The organism is Haloferax sp. Q22, from assembly GCF_001482285.1.
Taxonomy (GTDB): Archaea; Halobacteriota; Halobacteria; order Halobacteriales; family Haloferacaceae; genus Haloferax.
On record NZ_LOEP01000027.1, the window covers coordinates 157,715 to 178,041 of the forward strand.

Below are 20,327 nucleotides of genomic sequence, written 5' to 3' on the forward strand. Positions count from 1 at the left end.
ATGGCTGAATCCTACTCCGAGGGACGCACCGGAGACGGTGAGTACCAAGAGCAGTTTTTGAACGATACGACCCTCAGACGGCTGGGTGCGGCCGTCGCGGGACTATTCACGCTCGGAGTCGGCGGCTTCATCGCGGCGATTATCTTCACGCAGGTCGATTTCGAACTCCTCGTCGAGATTATCCACCCGCAGTTCGTCAACGCGTTCCTGCGAGTGCTCGGTATCGTCCTCGTAGGGAGTCTGTTGTCCGTCACCGCGGGCGTCTTCGTCGGCCTCGGTCGGGTGTCGAACACGAAGTTCACGAACACCGTCGCGACCGCCTACGTCGAGTTCTTCCGCGGCACGCCGCTTCTGTTCCAGTTGCTCGTTATCTACGTCGGGATTCCGGCGTTCTGGCCGCCGGGGCAGTTCCCCATCTCCAACTGGGCGATTCCGACCGCGATTATCGGACTGACGCTCAACCACGCCGCCTACGTCGGCGAGGCCGTCCGCGGCGGCATCGACGCCGTCCCGGAGGGCCAGATGGAGGCCGCCCGCTCGCTCGGGATGTCCTACGTGCAGGGCATGCGCGAGGTCGTCCTCCCGCAGGCGTGGCGCAACGCGCTCGCCGCCATCGGCAACGACCAGGTCATCCTCGTGAAGGACACGTCGCTCCTGACGGTCATCGCCATCCCGGAACTCATCAGCGCGTTCCGCAACGTCAACTCGACCACGTTCGACCCGTGGACGCCCATCATCCTCGTCGCAATCGCCTATCTCATGATTACGATTCCGCTCGGCAAAATCGTCAACCACCTCGAAGCCCGCGCCGATTGGGGAGGTGACCGCCGATGAGTCTCCTCGAGTTCGACGAGGTTGACAAGTACTTCGGCGAGACGCACGTCCTGAAAGACGTCGACCTCGACGTCGAAGAGGGCGAAGTCTGCGTCATCATCGGGCCGTCCGGGTCCGGGAAATCGACGCTGCTTCGCTGTGCGAACCGCCTCGAAGAGATTCAAGACGGCGAGATTCGACTCGAAGGCCAGTCCATCTCCGCGGCCGACGCGGACATCAACCGCCTGCGCCAGCGCATCGGCATGGTGTTCCAGAGCTTCAACCTCTTTCCGCACAAGACGGCCCGAGAGAACGTGACGCTCGCGCCGACGAAGGTCAAGGGCCTCAAGAAAGGAGACGCCGAGCGCCGCGCCGACGAACTGCTCGACCGCGTCGGCCTCGGTGCGCAGTCGAACTCCTATCCGAACCAGCTCTCGGGCGGCCAGCAACAGCGGGTCGCCATCGCCCGCGCGCTCGCGATGGACCCCCACGTGATGCTGTTCGACGAGGTCACGAGCGCCCTCGACCCCGAACTCGTCGGGGAGGTGCTCGACGTGATGCACGACCTCGCCGAGGAAGGGATGACGATGCTCGTCGTCACTCACGAGATGGGCTTCGCCCGCGAGGTCGGCGACCGCATCGTCCTCATGGCCGACGGCAAAGTCGTCGAGGACTCGCCGCCCGAGGTCTTCTTCGAGAACCCGAAAACCGACCGCGGCAAGCAGTTCCTCTCGAAACTGCTCTGAGGCGGGGTAGCCGGGCACACACCCGGATTCTTCCAACAAGCTTATCTCCCGAAACGCCGCTTGCTGCGGCATGAACTACGCTCCCCGCGAATTCAGTCACGAACCGCCCGATTGCGAACACACCAAGGCCGTTCTCTTCTGTCAGACCTGCGGTCGCGCCGCCGGTATCGACGAGTGGCCCGAACAGACGCACGACGGCCGGACGGTCCGACTCGACTGCCCGGACTGCGGCGAGGTCGTCTGGCGCGGGCTGGACGACGAGCCGTCCGAAGAGCGTCGAGCGCCGACGCCGACGCCCTGAGCCGGCACCGAGCGTCCGAACCGACGACAGCCCTGTTTTACGGAACCATCACTTCGACGCCGACGGTGTCGTAGTCGGTCATCGCGGCCAGCCGTTCCGGAACCTCGTCGAGCGAGACGGTCTTCGTCACGAGCGACCCGGGGTCGACCGCGTCCGACGCGAGCAGCGAGAGCAGGTCGTCCGCGCTCGTCGGCGGCATTCCGCGCGCGCCGAGGAACGACACCTCGTGTCTCGTCATCCAGTCGGTCGGCAGCGAGACGTTCCCCTTTTCGGCCTCGGTCGTCAGGCCGACCTGCACGTGCGAGCCACGCGGCCGAACTGAGCGGACCGAGTTCCGGCAGGTCTCGGCGACGCCGAGCGCGTCGAGCGAGACGTGCGCCCCGCCGTCGGTCAGCCCCCGGATGGCTTCGACCGGGTCCTCCGCGGAGCCGTTGACGACGGCGTCCGCACCGAGGTCGGCGGCCGCGTCCAGCGCGGAGTCGCGCACGTCGACGGCGACGACGCGCGCGCCGAGGACGTTCGCCACCTGAATCGCCGACAGGCCGACGCCGCCGCAGCCGTGGACGGCGACCCACTGGCCGGCGCGGAGTCCGGCGCGGGCGTCGAGGGCGTTGTAGGCCGTCATGAACCGGCAGCCGAGCGCGGCCACGTCGGTCGGTGAGACGCCCTCGGGGAGCCGAATCGCGTTGTAGTCCGCGGAGGGGAGATGCACCAAGTCCGCGAACGCGCCCTGCGCGGACAGTTCGAAGCCGAGCGCGTGCGGGTGATCGCCCGTGCAGACGTTTCCGTGGCCGGTCCGGCAGTAGCCGCAGGAACCGCACGCGAGGTTGAACGGCAAGGCGACGCGGTCGCCCTCGCGAAGCGTCCGGACGCGGTCGCCGACCTCGACGACGCGGCCCGCGGGCTCGTGGCCGAGAATCTGCCCGGACGGGACCGCGTCGTCGGCCCACTCGCCGTGGCCCATCCACGAGTGCCAGTCGCTCCGGCAGATGCCGCAGGCCTCGACTTCGACGACGACGCCGTCGGGGTCACACGTCGGGTCGGGGACTTCGGTCACGTCGAGCGGTTCACCGTGTTCACGAAGGACTGCGGCTCTCATACGCACGGTTCGGCGGGCGGCCCCAAAAAGCTCTGCGTGGTGTCAATCTCGGGTGGGAGAAAACCAGTGGAAACCGCGGAAACGCGGCGGGCGGTCCCGCTCAGAAGAAGTCGTCGAGCCCGGACTGCCCGTCGTCGGTCGAGGCGTCGGCGTCGGCGCTCTCGGCCGACTCGTCGGCGTCGGCGTCGCGGTCGAGCACGTCGTCCGAACCGCCGTCTGCTCCGTCGCCGTCGGTGGCCGCGGCGTCACCCTCGACGGACACGTCTTCCATGCCGGCGAACGCGCCACCGGCGTGTTCTTCGACCAGTTCCTCGCGGAGTTCACCGGCATCCTCGACGATGGACTGGACCTTGTTCGTCGTCTCGCCGCTCCCGGTGACAAAGGAGACGTGCGACTCGTCGAACTCGTAGTAGGCGGCCATGGCGACGGTCAGTTCGCGGGGCTTGCAGTGATGGGTGATCGCCGAGAGGTACGGCAGAACCTCGCGGCGGGCGGTCGCCATGCTGAAGCCGCCCTGCTCCGCGATTTTCTGGACGACGGTGTCGCGGGTCTTGTCGCGGGTCGAACGGTAGGGCGCGCCGCCGTAGCGGGTCCACCCGCCGCGGGTCCGGTCACGGGAGGCCGCGACGCCGGCGGCGAGGTTGTCGGTCGCGTAGCGCCAGTAGGAGTAGTTTTGCGTGGCGCGCACGCGGCCGAGCCAGCGGTCGGCGTTGGCGAGGAAGTCGTAGGCGCGGGCGAGCTCGTCGGGTTCGTAGACGAGCGAGACCTTGTCCTCGACCCACTTCGTGAGGTCGTCGGGCGTCTCATCCACGTCGTAGGCGGTGTAGAGCGCCTCCTGTGCGGATTTTTCTTTGAGGACGGCGTCGAGGAACTCGAACAGGCCGACCGAGCGGTCGCGGTCGCCCATGACCACGTCCTCCTCGGTGATTTTCTCGCGGCCCTCGGCGATGGCCTGCAGGTCGTTGACGGCCGACCGCAGGTCGCCGCTGTTCATCTCGGCGATGCGGTCGAGGGCGTCGGACTCGAACTCCAGTCCCTCCTTGCGACAGATGTCGCGGAGGACGGGGACGATAGAGCGAGCGGACACGTCGCGGAACTCGATTTCCTGACAGGCGTTTCGGAGCCCGCGGCTCATGTCGTAGAACTCGTTGGCGATGAGGACGATGGGCTGGCTCGACGATTTGACGAGTCGGGTGACGGCGCTGGCCCCGCCGCGGTCGTAGTTGCCGTGGATGTTGTCGGCCTCGTCGAGGATGACCAACTGCCGGGTGGACGTGCCCGCGGAGGAACCGACGAGCGTCGCGTTCTTCGCGGCGCGGCCGGCGAAGCGTTCGATGACGTCGCCGGTCCGTTGGTCCGACGCGTTCAGCTCGACCGTCTCCCAGCCCATGTCGGCGGCGAGCGCGTGGGCCGCGGAGGTCTTTCCGATGCCCGGGCTCCCGTGGACGACGACCGCCTCCCGGTGGTCGTCCCACGTCTTGGCCCACTCCGCGAGGGCGTCGCGGGCCTTGTTGTTGCCGCGGACCTCGGAGAGCGTCGATGGGCGGTACTTCTCCGTCCAGTCTACCATTACCGGAAGGAGGACCGAGGTGCGTTTAGTGGTTGCGGAGCGCCGCGCGCCGGCCGGACGCTCCACCGGAAGCGCTCGGAGTTTCGGGGCGACTCACCGACGCAGACTCCGACTCACCACGCCGCCCGCCGCGCCCGGTTCCGTGCGTCGACGAGCGACCACCCGAGCGCCGCGAGCGTGGCGAGACAGACGACGAACAGCCCCACGACGACGCCGACCCGTCCGACGCCGGCGTAGTAGCCGGCGCTGTCGATGACCCCGGCGAAAAGCAGGCCGAAGGCGAGGAGGCTGAGCGGCCGCGCCCACACCTGCCGCCGAACGAGTCCCACGCCCGTCGCCAGTAGCGACACGCCGGTCAGTCCCCCCAACACGAGCGACGCGAACAGCGCGAACGGGTCGCTCCGCGGCTCCATGACCGGCCCGCGCTCGACGGTCAACACCCAGATGGCGAGCGTCACGGCTCCCATGACGAGCGCGTAACTGCCGACCGCCCGCTCCCAGTCCATTGTGTATCTCCCCGTTCCCGTCCCCCCTAGACGCGCTCCCGCCACAAATACGCATCTCCACGTTCACACGGGGGAGACCGTGTGTACGACCGGAACGTGTCTGAATCCGACCGGTCTGCGAACCGCGAGGGAACGGGGATGTTCCATGTTGCCTAATGTCAATACTCAGAAAACTTATTAGCGCTCTCCGAGTGGACTCCGTTCCATGTTCCCCGACGAAATCGTGACCCCACGGCTCAGGCTTCGTGCCCTGTCGCGGGAGGTCGTCGACCCGTTGGACGCATACGAACACTTCGCCGCCTCGCGCTCGGACACCATCGAGGAAGAGACCGAGTTCGTCACGTGGGGACCCCACGAGACGCCCAAGGAGACGCTGGACTTCATCGAACAGGCCGAAGAAGGCCACGAGTCCGCTGAAAACGCCATCTACGCCGTCTTCCCCCGAGACGGTGAGGACGGGGCGGGCGAGTTCGCCGGCACCGCCGGCTTCAACCCCGAGTGGGACAAGCGCCGGGCGGTCTTCGGCATGTGGCTCCGAAAGGAGTTCTGGGGCCGCGGCTACTCGGGCGAGCGCGCGGCAGCGTTCTTCGCCGCGGTCTTCGACGTGCTCGACCTCGACGTCGCGCTCGCGTACGCCATGCCCGAAAACGAGGCGTCGTGTCGAGCAATCGAGAAGTACACCGACCGCTTCGGCGGGCAGGAAGACGGCCTGTTTCCCAACGAGGCCGTCGACGCCGACGGGACGCCGCGCGACGTTCGCGGTTGGTCCGTGACCCGCGAACAGTGGGAAGCCACCACCAGCGGCGACTACGACGCCGAGTTCCGTTGGGAGGGTCGCGAGTGAGCGACCTCTTTCCCGCGGTCGTCGAGACGCCGCGGCTCCGACTGGTTTCCCGCCGCCCGAAGCACGTCGGCGTCCACGAGGCCTACGACCTCTGTTCGGCCCCCGAGATGGACGACGTGACCCGGTACATGCCGTGGTCGCGCCACGAGACGCCGAAAGTGACGAAGGAGTTCCTCGACCGCGGGGAGTCGAGTTGGACCGACGCCGAGAGCGCCGACTACGCGATTATCCCGCGCGAGGGCGAAGACGGCGCGGGTGAGATTGCCGGGTTCGGCGGCCTCCACACCGAGTGGGACCGCCGCGTCGGAGAACTCGGCCTGTGGCTCCGACCGCGCTACTGGGGCCGCGGCTACTCGAGCGAGCGTGCTTCGGCGTTGGCGGCGCTCGCATTCGACGTGTTCGACCTCGAAGTCGTCGCCGTCTCGCACGTCGCGGCGAACGAGAAGTCCCAGCGTGCTATCGAGAAGTACATGGCGGCGCTCGGCGGCGGCCTCGACGGCCGCGAGCGAAACAGCATCGTCATCGACGACGAGCCGGCTGACGAACGCCGCTACAGCGTCTCCCGCGAGGACTGGCTGGCGACGACCGGCGGCGACTACGACGCCGAGTTCCGCTGGGACCTCGACCCCGACGACGTTCGCTGAGCCGTCACTTATTCTCCGCCGGAAACCGCACCGGGGACCGCGCCGGCGACGACGCGGCCGCCTTTCAGGACCGCCGTCGGGTCGTTCAGCACCGTCAGGTCCGAAAGCGGATCGTCGTCGAAGACGAGCAGGTCGGCGTACGCGCCGGGTTCGACGACGCCACAGTCGTCCAGCCCCACCGCGTCGGCGGCCGTCTCGGTCATCGCCCGGATGGCGTCCAGCGGCTCCATGGCGTGTTGCGCCATGAACTGCACCTCGGAGGCGTTGCCGCCGTGGACGTTGAACGGCGTGCCCGCGTCGGTGCCGCCGGCGATGCGGACGCCGGCCTCGACGGCCAGTTTGAACGACTCGATGTGCCGGTCGTAGACGGTCTCTGTCTTCGCCACGTCCTCTCTCGTCGCCGCCTCGGTGTTTCGGACGATGTGGTACGGCGCGGACAGCGTCGGCACGAGCGTCGCGTCGCGCTCCAAGAACAGGTCGATGGCCTCGTCGTCGAGGAACGTCCCGTGTTCGACCGTGTCGACGCCCGCTCGGATAGCGGCTTTCACGCCCTCGCCGCCGTGGGCGTGGGTCGCGGTGTGGACGCCCCGCCGGTGCGCCTCGTCGACGAGCGCGTGGAGTTCTTCTTCGGTGAACGCCACCGCGCCGGGGTCGCTGCCGGGCGTCGTCACCCCGCCGGTCGTCATGAACTTGATGAAGTCGGCACCCAGTTTCACCTGCTCTCTGACCGCCTTTCGCGCCTCGGTCGGCCCGTCTATCTCGCGGCCCATGTGGTGGCCGTGGCCGCCGGTGATGGTTATCGACCGGCAGTTGGCGACCGTGCGCGGACCGGGCACGTCCCCGGCGTCGATGGCGCGTTTCAGCGCCACGTCGATGTCGCGCGCGCCCATCACCCGAGCGCCCGTGACGCCCGCTTCGAGCGTCTGCCGAGCGTTTCGCGCCTCGACCAGCGTGAGTTCGGCGTCGGACATGCCGACCACGTCTTCGACGCTCCGCTCGCCCGACAAGGAGAAATGGATGTGCGCGTCCACCAGTCCGGGCGTGACCGTCTTGCCGACGAGGTCGACGCTCCGCTCGCCCCCACGGGGGTCGAGGTCGCCGACGGCCTCGATTCGCCCCGTCTCGGCGTCGATTCGAACGTCCGCCTCGTCGATGACACGGTCGCCGCGAATCACCCGTGGGCCCCGAAGTAACATGCCCGTCGCTATCACACGGCGAGACTTGAACGTGACCCTCCGGCGGTGGACAGACGACGGGCGGCTCGTCGGGCAAATGGTGGACGATTGTCGGGCGGTTTCCGGGGGGTCGCCGGGACGACTGTACCCACCTCGTATCGACATCATGTACCGCGAGAGACCCTCTCACGGCGGCCACGAGACATTTACGTGAGAACAACAATCGCTTCCGACACGATGTCAACGACACCTGAATCGACCCGCGGTTCCACACCATCGACGCTTCGGTCAGTCGGCAGCGGCGGCGTCGCCGGCCTCGGGGCGGCCCTCTTCGGCTACCTCGTGACCTACCTCCTCACCTCCTCGACCATCGAGAACTCGACGGCCAGCCAGGTGCTCGAAGCCCTTGGCTCGGACATCTCGACGTGGAAGGTCGTCGGCTGGGTGTTCATGAGCGCCCACGGCGTGACCACGACGTTCCCCGGGTTGTTCGGGACGACCTCCGCCGCGAACCTCATCGAGAGCGTCGAGGCGTTCTCGCCGGTGCTCTACGTCGTGCCCGTGGTCGCGCTCCTCGCGGCGGGTGCGCTCGCAGCCGTCGTCAGCGGCGCGTCCTCGACGCGGGCGGGCGCGCTGGCCGGCGCGGGAACCACCGTCGGCTACCTCGTCTTCGCGCTCGCGGGTATCGCGCTGTTCACCGTCTCTCTCGGCGAGTCGGCCATCAGCCCCGACCCGGTCACGTCCGCGCTTCTCGCGGGCGTCGCGTACCCCGCCGTTCTCGGTACCGTCGGTGGCCTCGGGGCCGCGGCGCTCCGGTAGTCGCCGCCGTTCGGTCGCTCGGTTCTCCGTTTTCCGGTACCTCGCTTTCGTCGACTCAGAGGTCGCGAGCGACGAGTTCGCCCCAGTGGTCGAAGCCGTAGCGGTCGTAGAACGCCCGCGCCCGGTCGTTCGCCTCGTCCACGTCGAGGACGATTCGGTCCAACGGGAGGTCCTGCGAGCGCGCGTGGTCCAACACGGCCGCCATGAGTTCGTCGGCGACGCCCGTCCCGCGGTAGTCGGCGTCGAGGAATAACTCGTTGAGGACGGCGGCGTCCCAAATGAACGTCATCTCCTCGGGGAGCGCGAAGGCGTAGCCGACGAGACGAGCGTCGCCGTCGTCGTCACCGTCACCGCCGTCGCTATCGATGCCGCCATCACCGTGCCCGTCTCCCGACACCGCCTCGGCGACGACGACGCACCCGGGGTCGTCGGTCGCACAGCGCTCGACCCATGAGAGGTATCGCTCGCGGTAGTCGTCGGTGAGTTTCGCCTCGTACTTCGACAGTTTGTCGTCGCCGCCGGTCCCCTCGCCGATGCCGAGTTCGAACCCGCGTTTCAGCTCCCAGAACGCGGCCGCGTCGCCCGGTTCGTAGGGTCGCACCTCGACGCCGTCGGGTGTCTCGCTCATGGACGCGGATGCGTCGCCATCCGTTATGAACGCTCGGAGTCGCGAGCCGCGGCCGCTCCCCCGTCCCGTTCCGACGACTCACTCCGCCCGCCCGCGCAGGCGCTCCGAGAGGAGTCGTCCGCCGACCACGCCCGCTCCGAGGACGATGAGCATCAGTTCCGTCCCCGACGAGGCGAGCGGGGCGATTCGCTCTACGTTTTCTGGCTCCGCGCCCGGCGACGGGTCGACGACGGTGCTGTAGTGGAGCGTCTCGGTCGTCGGTGGCGGCGACGCGGGCTGTAACTCCACGAACGTCTGGACGAACCCGCGCGTACTCGACAACTCGGCGCGCCCGCTAATCGAGTAGAACGCGTCGTGCAGCGGGTAGAAGGCGTTGACGCCGTTGGTGAACAGGTCGGGGAAGATGCCCCCACAGAGGAGCGCGGCGATGCCGACCCACGCGACGACGACGCCACGGGTGCCCCAGCGACCGCGAATCGCGGAGCGCTCGGGGTCACGAATCCGCGTGTCGTAGACCACGACGGCGGCGAGGACGAGCGGGAGCAAAAGCGTGTGAAAGAGCGCGCGGTGGCTGCCGGGAAGGAGCGTGCTGGTGAACGAGTCGAGGTCGGGGACCGCGGCGGCGACGAGCGCGACGCCGACCGAGCGGGCGTCGAACCAGCGACCGAGGAGGGCGGCACCGACAAGTCCGCCGACCGCGACGTGAACGAGGGTCGATGGCATACCGCGTAGTGGTCGGCCGACGACCTTCAGGGTTCCCACGGGGTTCGTCAGGCGACGACTACCACTTTCGACACCCTTTTGCGGCACACTCACGCACGTTGTCCCATGACTCACCCCTCGGTCGGACCGAGGTGTTCGCGATGACCGCGGCACCGCGCGACGACCTCGCCCGCCGCATCGCGGGCGAGATTACTCTCTCGGACGACCCCGGCGCGACCCTCCGGAAGTGGCGGACCGACTTCGACATCTCGCAGACGGCGCTCGCCGAGCAGTTGGACGTGTCGTCGTCGGTCGTCTCCGACTACGAGAGCGGTCGCCGCGAGAGCCCCGGCATCGGGGTCATCCGCCGGATGGTCGAGGCGCTCCTCGACATCGACGAGGCCCGCGGCGGCAGTCGCATCCGGCAGTACGCCCGCGTCCTCTCGGCCGGCTTCGAGAGCGACATCGTCCAGGACCTCCGGGAGTACCCCACGTCGATTCCGCTGGATTCCTTCTACGACGCCATTGGCGCGACGCCCATCGTCGACGGCGACCAAGACCGCATCAGCGGCCACACCGTCATCAACAGCATCCAGGCCATCACGCGGCTCTCCTCGGAGGAGTTCTACCGGCTCTACGGCCAGTCCACGAGTCGGGCGCTCGTCTTCACCGGTGTCACCCGCGGCGAATCGCCGCTGGTCGCCATGCGCGTCGTCACGCCGACGCCGAACGCCGTCGTCCTCCACGGCCTCTCGGAGGACGAACTCTGGGAGCACGCGCCCGCGCTCGCCACTATCGACGGCTTCGCCCTCGCCGTGACCGACCGCGACTTGGACGAGATGCTCGAAGACCTACGGAAGCTTCCCTGAACCCGGCGTCAAAACCCGATTTCGCGTTCTCTCCGATTCGATTCCGTTCGGTCCCGTTCGCTTCGCTTCGAATTTCCAGAGTGTCCGTCCAAGGGCGAAAAAAGCCGAAGGGCGGCCGCGACGATGTCCGTGTATGGATATCCGCGACCTCCAATCGCACCTCGAAACGTCGTTCGAGTACCCCGTTACGACCGAGCGCGTGCTCGACCGCGCCGGCGACATCGAAGTGACCGCACCGAACGTCGACGACGCAGAGACCGTCGAAACCATCCTCGCCCCGCTCGGAACCGAGACGTACGAGTCGGCCGCCGACCTGTACAACACGATACTCGGAAGCGTGAGCGACGACTACATCGGCAGAAAATTCTACGACGACCGGGGCGCTGACCCGGCGGACTCGTGGTCGATACTGCCCGAACAGGCCCGTTCGTTCTAACGCGCTTCGTCTCCGCACTCGCTTCGCTCGTGCGGACGGTTCCCGCTACTCCACGTATTCGTACTTCCGAAGCGCCGTTCGGCGCTTCGTCTCCGCACTCGCTTCGCTCGTGCGGACGGTTCCCGCTACTCCACGTATTCGTAGCGGCGCTCGTTCATCCGGCCCCAACCCGTGAAGACGAACTCGGCTTCGGGTTGGGTGAACTCCTCGACCTCGATCTCCTTTTCGTGGTTGTGCACGTCGTGGATGAGCTCGTAGTCGTCGAAGGAAATCTCGGTGCGGGCCGCGAGCTGGTCGTCCACGTCCACGGCTTCGATTTCGTCGAGCCACGTCTCTTGGACCGTCTCAGCGTGAATCTCCGCCTGCGCGCCGGAACCGTACGACCCGACGAGCAGTTGCTTTCCGGTCATGTCCTTCCCCTCGTCCGCGGCGGCGATGAGCGCCGACAGCCGGGCGATGTGGACCGAGCCGGTGTACCAGTTGCCGACGCGGCTGGAGATGTCGAGCGTCGGCTCGATGACGCGGCCGTACCAGTCGCGGTACTGCTCGGTCGTCTTCAGCTCGTCCATGTAGCCGCGGATGGCCTCCTCGTAGTCGTCCCACGTCTCGAAGTCCGCCTCGCGGGGCTGGCGACCGATTTCGCTTTCGAGGTCGTCTTCGATGTCGGTGTCGCGGGTCATGTGCCGGAAGCCGAGAAGCGCCGCCTTCCGGACCATGCCGGGGAACGGCGTGTGGAACGGGATGTACTCGAAGAGGTCCGGGTGGGTGCGACCCGCGACGCTCTCGTAGTCCTCGAGCGCCTCGCGCATGCGGGCGAGATACACCTGCATGGAGCGCTTGCCGTCCACGGAGGGGAACTGCTGATTCGGCTTGAGGAAGTCCGTCTCGTCCATGCTGCCGTAGCCCTGCTCGGTCGAGAGTTCGACGAGGTCCGGGTCCTCGTCGATGAGCATCGCGACCGCGCCCGCGCCCTGCGTCGCCTCGCCGGGATCGCCGCGTTCGTAGAGGGCGGTGTCCGTAGCGATGACGAGCGCCGCGCGACCGCGGTTGCGTCCCGCCTTAATCCAGTTGTAGGCGTCGTCGAGGCTCTGAGTGCCGGCGATGCAAGCGAACTTGCGCTCGCCCTTGTTGGCGTGGCGGAAATCGCCGTCGTACACCTGTTCGAGACAGCCGGCGATGTACGTCGACACCGGCTTGGAGTTGTCGAACGCCGACTCGGTCGCCACGTCGATACGGCCGATGTCCGCGGGCGTGAGACCTTTTCGGTCCATCAGCTGTTTGGCGGCGTTCGCACCCATCGTGACGATGTCCTCGTACACGTCCGGGAACGACGACGTGTGGAGACCGAGACCCTTCGTGTACTTCTCCGGGTCTTCGCCCTTCACCGGCGCGAAGGTGTTGGGGAGGTCTAACACGAGTTTGCCCGTCCAAATCTCCATGGCGTCGATGCCGACGGAAGTCATGGTCGATGCTACAGAACCGAGGGATAAGGTTTTGTCGATGGTGAGTTACGTCGGTTGTCGAAGAAATCGGATGAGAGCAGTCAGGCGTTCTTGTCGCCCGCGATATCCGAGAGAACGTATCGGTCGACCACGATACCGTCGGCGTCGACGACGCGGACCTCGATATCGTAGGTGTCTCCGGTCCCGTAGGTCTCGGTGTATTCGAGGTTGTTCTCACTCGTCGCGGTACTTCGGATGACGCCGCTGGCCTGCGGTTGCTGGCGGTTGCGGAAGTACACCTCGACTTCGGCGAACTCGCCCGTACCGACGACTTCGTAGTCGACCCGGTAGCGAACCCGATTCCGGTTCGTCTGCGAGTTGTCCGACACCGACACCGAATCGAACGAGGGACTTCCCGCGCGGGAGAGGCCGTCGTTTCCGGACGGGTCGGTCCAGTCCGCGTCGTCGGTCACGATGCGCTCGTCGACGACGACGCCGTCGGCGTCGAGCAACTGAAGCCGGATGCGGTAGGTCATTCCGAACGTCCCGCCGTTGTCCTCGGCGGCGAAGTCGTCGATGGTGTTCCGCGGGTCCGCGCTCTCGTAGATTCCCTCGGCGTACGAGTCGTCCACGTTTGAAACCCACAGCCTGACGCGGCCGAACTCCGCCCGGTCGGTGACGTTGTACGAGGCCTCGTAGTCGGCCTGCGTCATGCTCAGGTCGTCGATGATTGTTCCCTCGAACGACGGGCTGGACACCCGCGTCAGGTCGTCGTTGCCGGCGGGGTCGACGCCATCGGCCACGTCCGAGATGACCCGGCGGTCGACGAGCACGCCGTCCTCGTCGAAGACGCGGATGACCACTTCGTAGTCGTCGCCTTCGGTCCCGTCGTACGCCGAGTAGCCCGCGATGGTCCCGCGGGGTGCGGTCCCGCTGAGTTCCGCGGTCGCAGACGGCGCGTCGAGGTTGTCGAACTCGACGCGAATCTCCGAGAGGTTCGACGCGTTCGTGACGTTGTAGTTCAGTTCGTACGCCGCGCCCTCCTGCGTCAGGTCGATGAGCGCGGCACCGCGAATCTTCGGGTCGTTCGTCTCGGGGAGTCCCGTGTTCGCGTCGGGGTTGTCGCCGTCGGCAACGTCGGAGATGGTCCGCGAGTCGAGGACGTTGCCGCCCGCGTCCAGCGCCGCCACCGTGATTCGGTAGCGGTCGCCGACGCCAGCGCCGATGTCGTAGGTCGCGAAGCCGCGGGCGTTCGTCTCGGTGACCGTCTGGGTCGCCCACGACGAATCGAGGTTCTCAAACGTCACGCGGACGCGGTCGAAGTCCGACCCCGCGGCCACGTCGTAGTCCACGCGGTAGCCGGCACCGCCGGAGTTGGTCGTCCGGTCTTCCACGTGCACCCCGTTGATGGCGGTCGATTCCGGGGTCGTCGTCGTGGTCGTCGTGGTCGTGGTTGCAGTCGTCGCGGTTGTCGTCGCCGTGGACGTGGTGGTCGCTGGCGGACTCGTCGTCGTGGGCCGCGGCGTCGGCGCGGGACCCGGCGTCTCCGTGACCGCGCCGAGCGTCCGCTCCGCGCGGTGGATGACGGTGTTGCTCGGTTCGTGGACGACCAACACGAGATACGGATCGCTCCCGTCGAATCCGACGGGGGCGGTCGGTCGCCAGCTATCGCCCGGACCGAACTGCGACTCGCTCGTCGTCGCTCGGCGGTTGATGTCGCCGTCGGTCCCGAGCGAGTACCGGGTCGTCGTGTCCTCGCTTCGCGTGACGACGGCTACGTCGCCGGCGCGGAGGGTGTCGCCGGCGCGGTGCGCGAGCGTCAGGTTCGACCCGTCGACGGTCACGTCGAGTTCCACTAGCGGAGCGTCGTCTCGGTAGTCGTCGACAGCGGCGAGCGCGGCGACGCCGCCGACCGTGACGACCACGACGACGAGGCCTAACAGGAGAATCATCCCGACCGTCTCGCTCTGCGCGCGCGAAGCGACCTGCACGACTGAACGCAGGCGGGTGCGATATAAAAACGTACGCGGCAACAGACCTTTATCAGTCCGACCAGTTGACCACCCCAATGGAACTCCTCGACAGCGAACGGGGGCAGGCGGTTCAGGTCGGCGCGATCCTCCTGTTCGGCTTCCTCGTCATCGGCCTGTCGCTCTACCAGGCGACGGTCGTTCCCCAGCAGACGAAGGCGACGGAGTTCGGGGCCTATCTGGACGCCTCGGACGACCTCGTGTCGCTCCACAACGACGTGCTCGCGACCGCGACGAGGGGAGTTCAGTCTGGGGTCACGGTCCAGACCGGCGTCCAGTACCGCCCGCGCGTCGTCTTCATCAACCCCGGCCCGCCGACGGGGAGTCTCACGCTCACGGACTCGCGGGACATCACTATCGCCGGTGCCGACGCCGTCGACGGCGAACCCGAGGCAGTCCGGACGCTCTGGGACGGCGGAGCCCGGACCTACGAGAGCAAGGTCCTGCGCTACTCGCCGGACTACAACGAGTTCGACGGCACGCCGATCACGGTCTCCGGCGCGGCGGTCCAGCGCGAGGCCGGCGCGAACGTGGTCCCGCTCGGCGGCCAGACACTCGTCTCGGGGAACCGAATCACCGCCGTCTCCATCGACGGACGAATCGGCCAGACGGCGGCCCGAACCCCGCTGACCGTCGCGCCCATCTCGTCGGCCACGCGGACGGTGACCGTGACGAACGAGTCCGACGAAGATATCACCTTGACCCTCCCAGTCGGGTCGAACGCGACGGCGTGGAGTCGGTCGCCGACCGCCGACCGGATGCTGGAGAACGCCCGTGTGAAAGCCGTCTCCGACCTCGGCGACGGTGCGGACCCGACCAACAGCCTCGTCCGCGTCACCCTGAACGGCTCGTACACCTACGAACTCCGGCTCGCCAAGGTCGAACTGTCGTCCTCGTCGGCCGCCTCGACGGTCGCCAGCCCCGACGGGCAGTATCTCGTCCCGGTCACGACGGGAGCGGCCGCCGCGCCTGACAAGTCGACCGAAGTCGTCGTCGAAGCGCGCGACCGCTACAACAACCCCATCGAAGGCGAACTCATCGACTTCACCGTTACCGAAGGCGACGCGTCACCGACCAGCAGGACCGTCACGACGACCGACGATGGCCGCGCCGGGTTCGCGTTCACGCCCGCCGCCGACGCGGACGGACCGATAACCGTCCGCGCGTCGGGCGACCTCGACGGCGACGGGACGGTCGAGGCAATCGAGCAGACGACCTACACCGTTCCGCTGGTCAACGGGAGCGGCAGTGGCGGCGGAACGGGCGCGGGAGACGACGGGTCGACGGGAGAAATTAACCCGCCGCAGGAGGACCAAGACGTCATCCTAACGGGGGCGACCGCCACGAACGGAAACGACGCCGCTCGCATCTCCCTCAACAACACCGGAACGGAGCGCGTCGTGACGAGTTTCCGCGTCTCGTTTTACTACCCCGACCAGGGCGGTAACGGCGCCGAGACCGCGTCGTTCAACGGTTCGCCAGCTCAGAACGTGGGGGCTGATCAGTACACGCTTGGCCCGGACCGAGTCACGCTCCCGTCGGACGCGACGACGGACATCACCATCGACTTCGGGGCGAACAAGAACCTCGACACACGTGGCGACTTCTTCATCCTCACCGTTCAGTTCGACGACGGCGAGTTCGCGACGTACTTCGTCGCGGTCCCGTAGCCGGGGCTCGCGGTCGGAACGACGGGTGGTTCGGTGCCGGGCGACTCCGGCGCTCTCGGCGGTCGAAAAGCGAGACAAAAACAGCGTGAGAGAGGCCGAGTTCAGTCTTCTTCTTCGACGACTTCGGGCTCCGAAAGGCCGCTCTGGAGGCTGTCGAGGCCGTTGACCCACTCGGTGACGAGTCCGAATTCGAGTTCGTCGAGGACTTCGATGTCGAGGTCGTCGCCGTCGATGACGCGGGTGCCGACCTGGACGATGTAGCCGAGCGCGCTGTCGAGATCGTCTGCGGCCTCGGCGTCCGCGGCGGCGCGGATGTAGGCGTCCATGTCGTCTTCGAGTTCGGCGGGGCCGGCGACGATGAACTCCTCGGCGGCGAAGAAGGCGCACGAAAGGCTCGTCTGGACGCTCCCGATGAGGATTTCGGCCTCCTCGTTCTCCGACTCGAACACGGGTTCGGCCATGACGATGTCGTGGACGGTCGAAAGCTCGTCGAGCGCCTCTTCTTCGCCCAGCGTGTCGTCGTCGTAGGCGGTCAGAATCTTGGCGATGGCGATAGCCGCGTCGTTCTGGATGTTCATCAGGAGACGGCCGGTCTCCTCGCTTTCGAGGTCCAGGTCCTCTTCTTCGACGCGCGTCAACCAGTTCTGCCAGCGTTCCGGCGAGTAGTATCGTTCCTCGGCCTCGGTCATACCTACAACCTCCCGTGCCGGACTCAAATGCCTTTCTTATCCTGCTTGTGACCGTGCGAGGACTCGACGTGGGAGAAGACGGCGCGATTCGACTCGTGTGCCGGTCTCGGCGGTTCGCTCGTCTCCCTGCCTGTCGGTCCCTATCGGTCGAGCGTCGCTTCGGTGTCGACGCCGTAGACCAGCGCGGGCGTCTCGACGTGGGCGTTCCTGACGGCGTCCTCGCGCCCCTCGTCGAGGAGCCAATCGACGCGCCGGGGGACGGTCTTCGGCCCCATCACCGCGCCGGGGCGGTCAGGGTCGTCGATGAAGTCGGTCTCCATGAGGAACGGGTCGCCCCGCTCTGCGGCGTCTTCGAGGCGGTCCTTGTCGCTCATGACGCTCGGCGTGCCGCCGGTCAGGTGGCCCTGCGCGTAGTGCTTGACCACGCGTTCGCCGGGCACGCCGCGCTCGTCGGCCCACTCGGCCACGTCCGAGAGGTCGGTCGTCGACTCCGTGTGGAGTTGGAGCGCGCAGTCGCAGCCCGCGGCAAGGTCGAGACCGTGTCTGAGGACGGCGTTCGAGGCCTCCCAGACGGCGTCCGTGACCTCGTAGTGCGGGCGGCCGGACTTGAGCGCGAGCGCGTCGCCCTCGCGGACGAACTCGGCGGCGGTATCGAGGCCGGCGCACATCAGGTCGCGGGCGGCCTCGGGGGCGTAGCCGCGGTCGTCGACGAGTTTCGAGACGAGACCGGGGTGGACGCCGAGAACCGGCCACGCGCGACCGGGAAGTAACTCTGTGGCCTCGCGGACGACTTCGACCGTCGTCTCGAAGACCGGGCGGAAATCCTCGCCCGTCTCGACCTCGTGGCCGAGGAGCCACGAGGGCTTGTTGACGACGAGGAGGTGCGTGCCGCCGCTCCGGGCGAAATCCTTCACCGCCTCCAGTCCGCGCCCGTGGTCCGGGTCGAGGTGGAGGTGGTTGTCCACGACCGGCGTGTCGAACTCCTGCATGGGCGAGTGGTCGGTCGGGGGAGGAAAAAGCGAACCGTTCGCGGTCGGGTCGAGTTGGTCGAGTGCGGCCGGGTCGTCGCCCGACTCAGTCGCCGCCCTCTGCGAGTTCGTCGAGCGTCATCGCGTGGGTCGCCGCGTTCTGGAGCGCGTCCGAGCGCCCGTAGCTCCCCGGCGCGATGGCGACCGTCCGCAGGCCGTAGGCGTTGGCCGTCTCCAGGGCGGGCTTGAAGTCGGTGTCCCGCGAGGCGACCGCGATGACGTCGGCGCGGTCCTCGACGGCGTACCGGGTGAGGTCGACCGCGAGCTTCACGTCGACGTCGCCGCTCGTGACGATAACCTCGAAGCCGCGCGCCTCGGCCGCCTGAATCAGCCCCGGCGTGGCGTGTTCGTCGAGGTAGAGCCGCGCCGCGCTCAGCTGTCCGCCGAGGGAGCGAGCCGCCGCCCGGATGTCGTCTAAGTCCACGTCGAACTCGTCGCGGAGGACGTTCGGCCCGTCCACGAAGAGCGCCACTCGGCCCGACGGGAGCCCGTCGGGACCGACCAACCGCCGCAGGAGGTCCATACACCACCTCACCCGGTTTCGGGTTTATAAATTTCGAGGGAGGATCGACCGAAGCAGGAACGACGATCTGGGAATCTGTAGAGGATTTATTTTGGTTTACGATTTTGTTCCGAATCACCTTTGAAGAACAGGCTGAAATTGAAATTTCAGTCAAGCTAACAAATATTGCCACGGTCTCCCGAGACATGTGTGCCCATGGCAGGCACACCGAACTTCGACAGACGAACCTTCCTGAAGCTCGCCGCGGCCGCCGGGTTGACCGGTGCGGCAGGCGTGACCACCGCGACGCCCGGTCGGTCCCCCGGCCCGAAGAAAGAAGAGATTCTCGTCGGCGTCTCGAAGACGGCCGACAGCCCGCGCAAGGCCGTCGAGAAGCACGTCCCCGGCAACGCGACGGTCGTCCACGAGAACAAGACCCTCAGTTACGTGGCGGTCAAGTTCCCGTCGGTCGCCGCCGACCGCGCCCGCGAGAACTTCATCTCGGCGGTCACGAAGCGCGACGAGGTGAAGTACGCGGAGAAGAACGTCACCCATCAGGCGCTCTATACGACGAACGACCCGCAGTACGGCAGTCAGTACGCGCCCCAGCAGGTGAACGCCGACACCGCGTGGGACACCACGCTCGGCAGTTCCGACGTGACCGTCGCCGTGGTCGACCAGGGGGTCAAATACGACCACCCCGACCTCTCGGCGCAGTTCGGCTCCGACAAGGGGCAGGACTTCGTCGACGCCGACGACGACCCGTATCCGGACGTGCTCGCCGACGAGTACCACGGCACCCACGTCGCCGGCATCGCCGCCGGCTCCACCGACAACAACGAGGGCATCGGCGGCATCAGCGACTCGTCGCTCCTCTCGGTGCGCGCGCTCTCCGAGTCCGGCAGCGGCTCGACGAGCGATATCGCCGATGCCATCGAGTGGGCCGCGGACCAAGGCGCGGACGTCATCAACCTCTCGCTCGGCGGGGGTGGTTACACGTCCACGATGAAGAACGCCGTGTCGTACGCGACCCAGCAGGGGAGCCTCGTCGTCGCCGCCGCCGGCAACGACGGGAGCGGGAGCGTCTCGTATCCCGCCGCCTACAGCGAGTGCGTCGCCGTCTCCGCGCTCGACCCCGACGAGACGCTGGCGTCGTACTCCAACTACGGCACCGACATCGACCTCGCCGCGCCGGGGACGAACGTCCTCTCGTGTTGGACGACCGACACCGAGTACAAGGAAATCTCCGGCACGTCGATGGCGACGCCGGTCGTCTCGGGCGTCGCCGGGCTCACGCTCGCCGTCTACGACCTCTCGCCGGCCGACCTGCGAAGCCAACTTAAGAACACCGCGGTCGACGTCGGCCTCTCCGAGAACGAACAGGGCGCGGGCCGCGTGGACGCCGCGAACGCCGTCACGACCGAGCCGGGAAGCGGCGGCGGTGGCGGTGGTGGCGGTGGTGGCGGCGACTCGACAACCTCGACCATCGACGACTCGCTGTCGTCGTCGGCCGACTCCGACTGCTGGAGCTACGCGTGGGAGTACGACTCTCCGTCGCAGGTCGTCGTCGACCTCAGCGGGCCGTCGAGCGCCGACTTCGACCTCTACGTCAACGAGGGCTCGGGGACGTGCCCCACGACCGGGTCGTACGACTACCGGTCGTGGACCACGGACAGCGAAGAGCAGATAGTCGTCGACAACCCCGACACGTCGGCCGACCTCTCGGTGCTGGTCGACAGCTACTCCGGCAGCGGCAGCTACACCGTGACGGTCACGGAAAAGGAGTAACAGGGACCTCAACCGCCCGCGAGACC

21 protein-coding genes are annotated in these 20,327 nt (G+C 67.4%); 10 read left to right on the plus strand and 11 right to left on the minus strand.

Annotated features, from left to right (window positions below; genetic code table 11):
* From AM590_RS11725 to AM590_RS11735, 3 genes are all read left to right on the plus strand, one after another.
* On the plus strand, window positions 1-834 hold the full coding sequence (locus tag AM590_RS11725) for an amino acid ABC transporter permease (protein WP_058827628.1): 834 nt from the start codon (window positions 1-3) through the stop codon (window positions 832-834).
* The gene (locus tag AM590_RS11730; RefSeq protein ID WP_058827629.1) at window positions 831-1,559 is read left to right on the plus strand and encodes an amino acid ABC transporter ATP-binding protein; all 729 of its coding nucleotides are present in this window, start codon (window positions 831-833) and stop codon (window positions 1,557-1,559) included. Before AM590_RS11725 ends, AM590_RS11730 begins: the two co-directional genes overlap by 4 nt.
* A gap of 70 nt (window positions 1,560-1,629) precedes the next feature.
* Window positions 1,630-1,860, plus strand: coding sequence for a hypothetical protein (locus AM590_RS11735; RefSeq protein WP_058827630.1), 231 nt, complete (start codon window positions 1,630-1,632; stop codon window positions 1,858-1,860).
* 37 nt (window positions 1,861-1,897) lie between these two features.
* Here the strand turns inward: AM590_RS11735 and AM590_RS11740 are convergent, their stop codons facing one another.
* The 3 genes from AM590_RS11740 to AM590_RS11750 all read right to left on the minus strand — a co-directional run bounded on the left by AM590_RS11740 (window position 1,898) and on the right by AM590_RS11750 (window position 5,035).
* Window positions 1,898-2,959, minus strand: a complete 1,062-nt coding sequence (locus AM590_RS11740; protein ID WP_058827631.1) for a zinc-binding dehydrogenase — start codon at window positions 2,957-2,959, stop codon at window positions 1,898-1,900.
* Between the two features lie 100 nt (window positions 2,960-3,059).
* Window positions 3,060-4,529 carry a replication factor C large subunit gene (locus tag AM590_RS11745; RefSeq protein ID WP_058827632.1) on the minus strand — a complete coding sequence of 490 codons (1,470 nt, stop codon included), beginning with the start codon at window positions 4,527-4,529 and terminating at the stop codon, window positions 3,060-3,062.
* A 113-nt stretch (window positions 4,530-4,642) separates the two neighbouring features.
* Window positions 4,643-5,035: a hypothetical protein gene (locus tag AM590_RS11750; RefSeq protein ID WP_058827633.1), complete on the minus strand. Its 393-nt coding sequence runs from the start codon at window positions 5,033-5,035 to the stop codon at window positions 4,643-4,645.
* 205 nt (window positions 5,036-5,240) lie between these two features.
* Here AM590_RS11750 and AM590_RS11755 point away from each other — a divergent pair, with 205 nt between their 5' ends.
* Both AM590_RS11755 and AM590_RS11760 read left to right on the plus strand, forming a co-directional pair.
* Window positions 5,241-5,879: a GNAT family N-acetyltransferase gene (locus tag AM590_RS11755; RefSeq protein ID WP_058827634.1), complete on the plus strand. Its 639-nt coding sequence runs from the start codon at window positions 5,241-5,243 to the stop codon at window positions 5,877-5,879.
* Window positions 5,876-6,523 carry a GNAT family N-acetyltransferase gene (locus tag AM590_RS11760; protein WP_058827635.1) on the plus strand — a complete coding sequence of 216 codons (648 nt, stop codon included), beginning with the start codon at window positions 5,876-5,878 and terminating at the stop codon, window positions 6,521-6,523. The genes AM590_RS11755 and AM590_RS11760 overlap by 4 nt, the downstream gene beginning before the upstream one ends.
* Window positions 6,524-6,531: 8 nt before the next feature.
* Here AM590_RS11760 and AM590_RS11765 read toward each other — a convergent pair whose 3' ends face one another.
* Window positions 6,532-7,719, minus strand: a complete 1,188-nt coding sequence (locus tag AM590_RS11765; protein ID WP_058827636.1) for an amidohydrolase family protein — start codon at window positions 7,717-7,719, stop codon at window positions 6,532-6,534.
* Window positions 7,720-7,935: 216 nt separating this feature from the next.
* Here AM590_RS11765 and AM590_RS11770 point away from each other — a divergent pair, with 216 nt between their 5' ends.
* The gene (locus tag AM590_RS11770) at window positions 7,936-8,517 is read left to right on the plus strand and encodes a hypothetical protein (RefSeq protein WP_058827637.1); all 582 of its coding nucleotides are present in this window, start codon (window positions 7,936-7,938) and stop codon (window positions 8,515-8,517) included.
* A 55-nt stretch (window positions 8,518-8,572) separates the two neighbouring features.
* On the opposite strand, the gene AM590_RS11775 is transcribed toward AM590_RS11770, so the two are convergent.
* Entirely contained in the window at window positions 8,573-9,145 is a 573-nt protein-coding gene (locus AM590_RS11775; RefSeq protein WP_058827638.1) for a GNAT family N-acetyltransferase, read from the minus strand.
* Window positions 9,146-9,223: 78 nt separating this feature from the next.
* Window positions 9,224-9,868 carry a metal-dependent hydrolase gene (locus AM590_RS11780; RefSeq protein ID WP_058827639.1) on the minus strand — a complete coding sequence of 215 codons (645 nt, stop codon included), beginning with the start codon at window positions 9,866-9,868 and terminating at the stop codon, window positions 9,224-9,226.
* Window positions 9,869-10,008: 140 nt separating this feature from the next.
* Here AM590_RS11780 and AM590_RS11785 point away from each other — a divergent pair, with 140 nt between their 5' ends.
* Together AM590_RS11785 and AM590_RS11790 are read left to right on the plus strand one after the other, a co-directional pair.
* A complete protein-coding gene (locus AM590_RS11785) occupies window positions 10,009-10,716 on the plus strand; it encodes a helix-turn-helix domain-containing protein (RefSeq protein WP_004975230.1) in 708 nt (235 codons plus the stop codon).
* 133 nt (window positions 10,717-10,849) lie between these two features.
* Complete coding sequence (locus AM590_RS11790) at window positions 10,850-11,152, plus strand: hypothetical protein (protein WP_058827640.1); 303 nt, start codon at window positions 10,850-10,852, stop codon at window positions 11,150-11,152.
* Window positions 11,153-11,277: 125 nt separating this feature from the next.
* On the opposite strand, the gene hmgB is transcribed toward AM590_RS11790, so the two are convergent.
* Window positions 11,278-12,615, minus strand: coding sequence for a hydroxymethylglutaryl-CoA synthase (gene hmgB, locus AM590_RS11795; RefSeq protein WP_058827641.1), 1,338 nt, complete (start codon window positions 12,613-12,615; stop codon window positions 11,278-11,280).
* A gap of 80 nt (window positions 12,616-12,695) precedes the next feature.
* Complete coding sequence (locus AM590_RS11800) at window positions 12,696-14,585, minus strand: type IV pilin (protein WP_058827642.1); 1,890 nt, start codon at window positions 14,583-14,585, stop codon at window positions 12,696-12,698.
* A gap of 77 nt (window positions 14,586-14,662) precedes the next feature.
* On the opposite strand from AM590_RS11800, the gene AM590_RS11805 reads away from it, so the two are divergent.
* Window positions 14,663-16,294 (plus strand): Ig-like domain-containing protein, encoded by a 1,632-nt coding sequence (locus AM590_RS11805; protein WP_058827643.1) that lies wholly within the window; start codon window positions 14,663-14,665, stop codon window positions 16,292-16,294.
* Between the two features lie 101 nt (window positions 16,295-16,395).
* On the opposite strand, the gene AM590_RS11810 is transcribed toward AM590_RS11805, so the two are convergent.
* The 3 genes from AM590_RS11810 to AM590_RS11820 form a co-directional block, all read right to left on the minus strand.
* Entirely contained in the window at window positions 16,396-16,983 is a 588-nt protein-coding gene (locus AM590_RS11810) for a DUF2150 family protein (protein WP_058827644.1), read from the minus strand.
* Window positions 16,984-17,123: 140 nt separating this feature from the next.
* Window positions 17,124-17,972: a TatD family hydrolase gene (locus AM590_RS11815; RefSeq protein WP_058827645.1), complete on the minus strand. Its 849-nt coding sequence runs from the start codon at window positions 17,970-17,972 to the stop codon at window positions 17,124-17,126.
* Window positions 17,973-18,057: 85 nt separating this feature from the next.
* Complete coding sequence (locus AM590_RS11820; protein WP_058827646.1) at window positions 18,058-18,534, minus strand: NYN domain-containing protein; 477 nt, start codon at window positions 18,532-18,534, stop codon at window positions 18,058-18,060.
* Window positions 18,535-18,729: 195 nt separating this feature from the next.
* Here AM590_RS11820 and AM590_RS11825 point away from each other — a divergent pair, with 195 nt between their 5' ends.
* Window positions 18,730-20,301, plus strand: a complete 1,572-nt coding sequence (locus tag AM590_RS11825; protein WP_058827647.1) for a S8 family serine peptidase — start codon at window positions 18,730-18,732, stop codon at window positions 20,299-20,301.
* The last annotated feature ends 26 nt before the right edge of the window (window positions 20,302-20,327 follow it).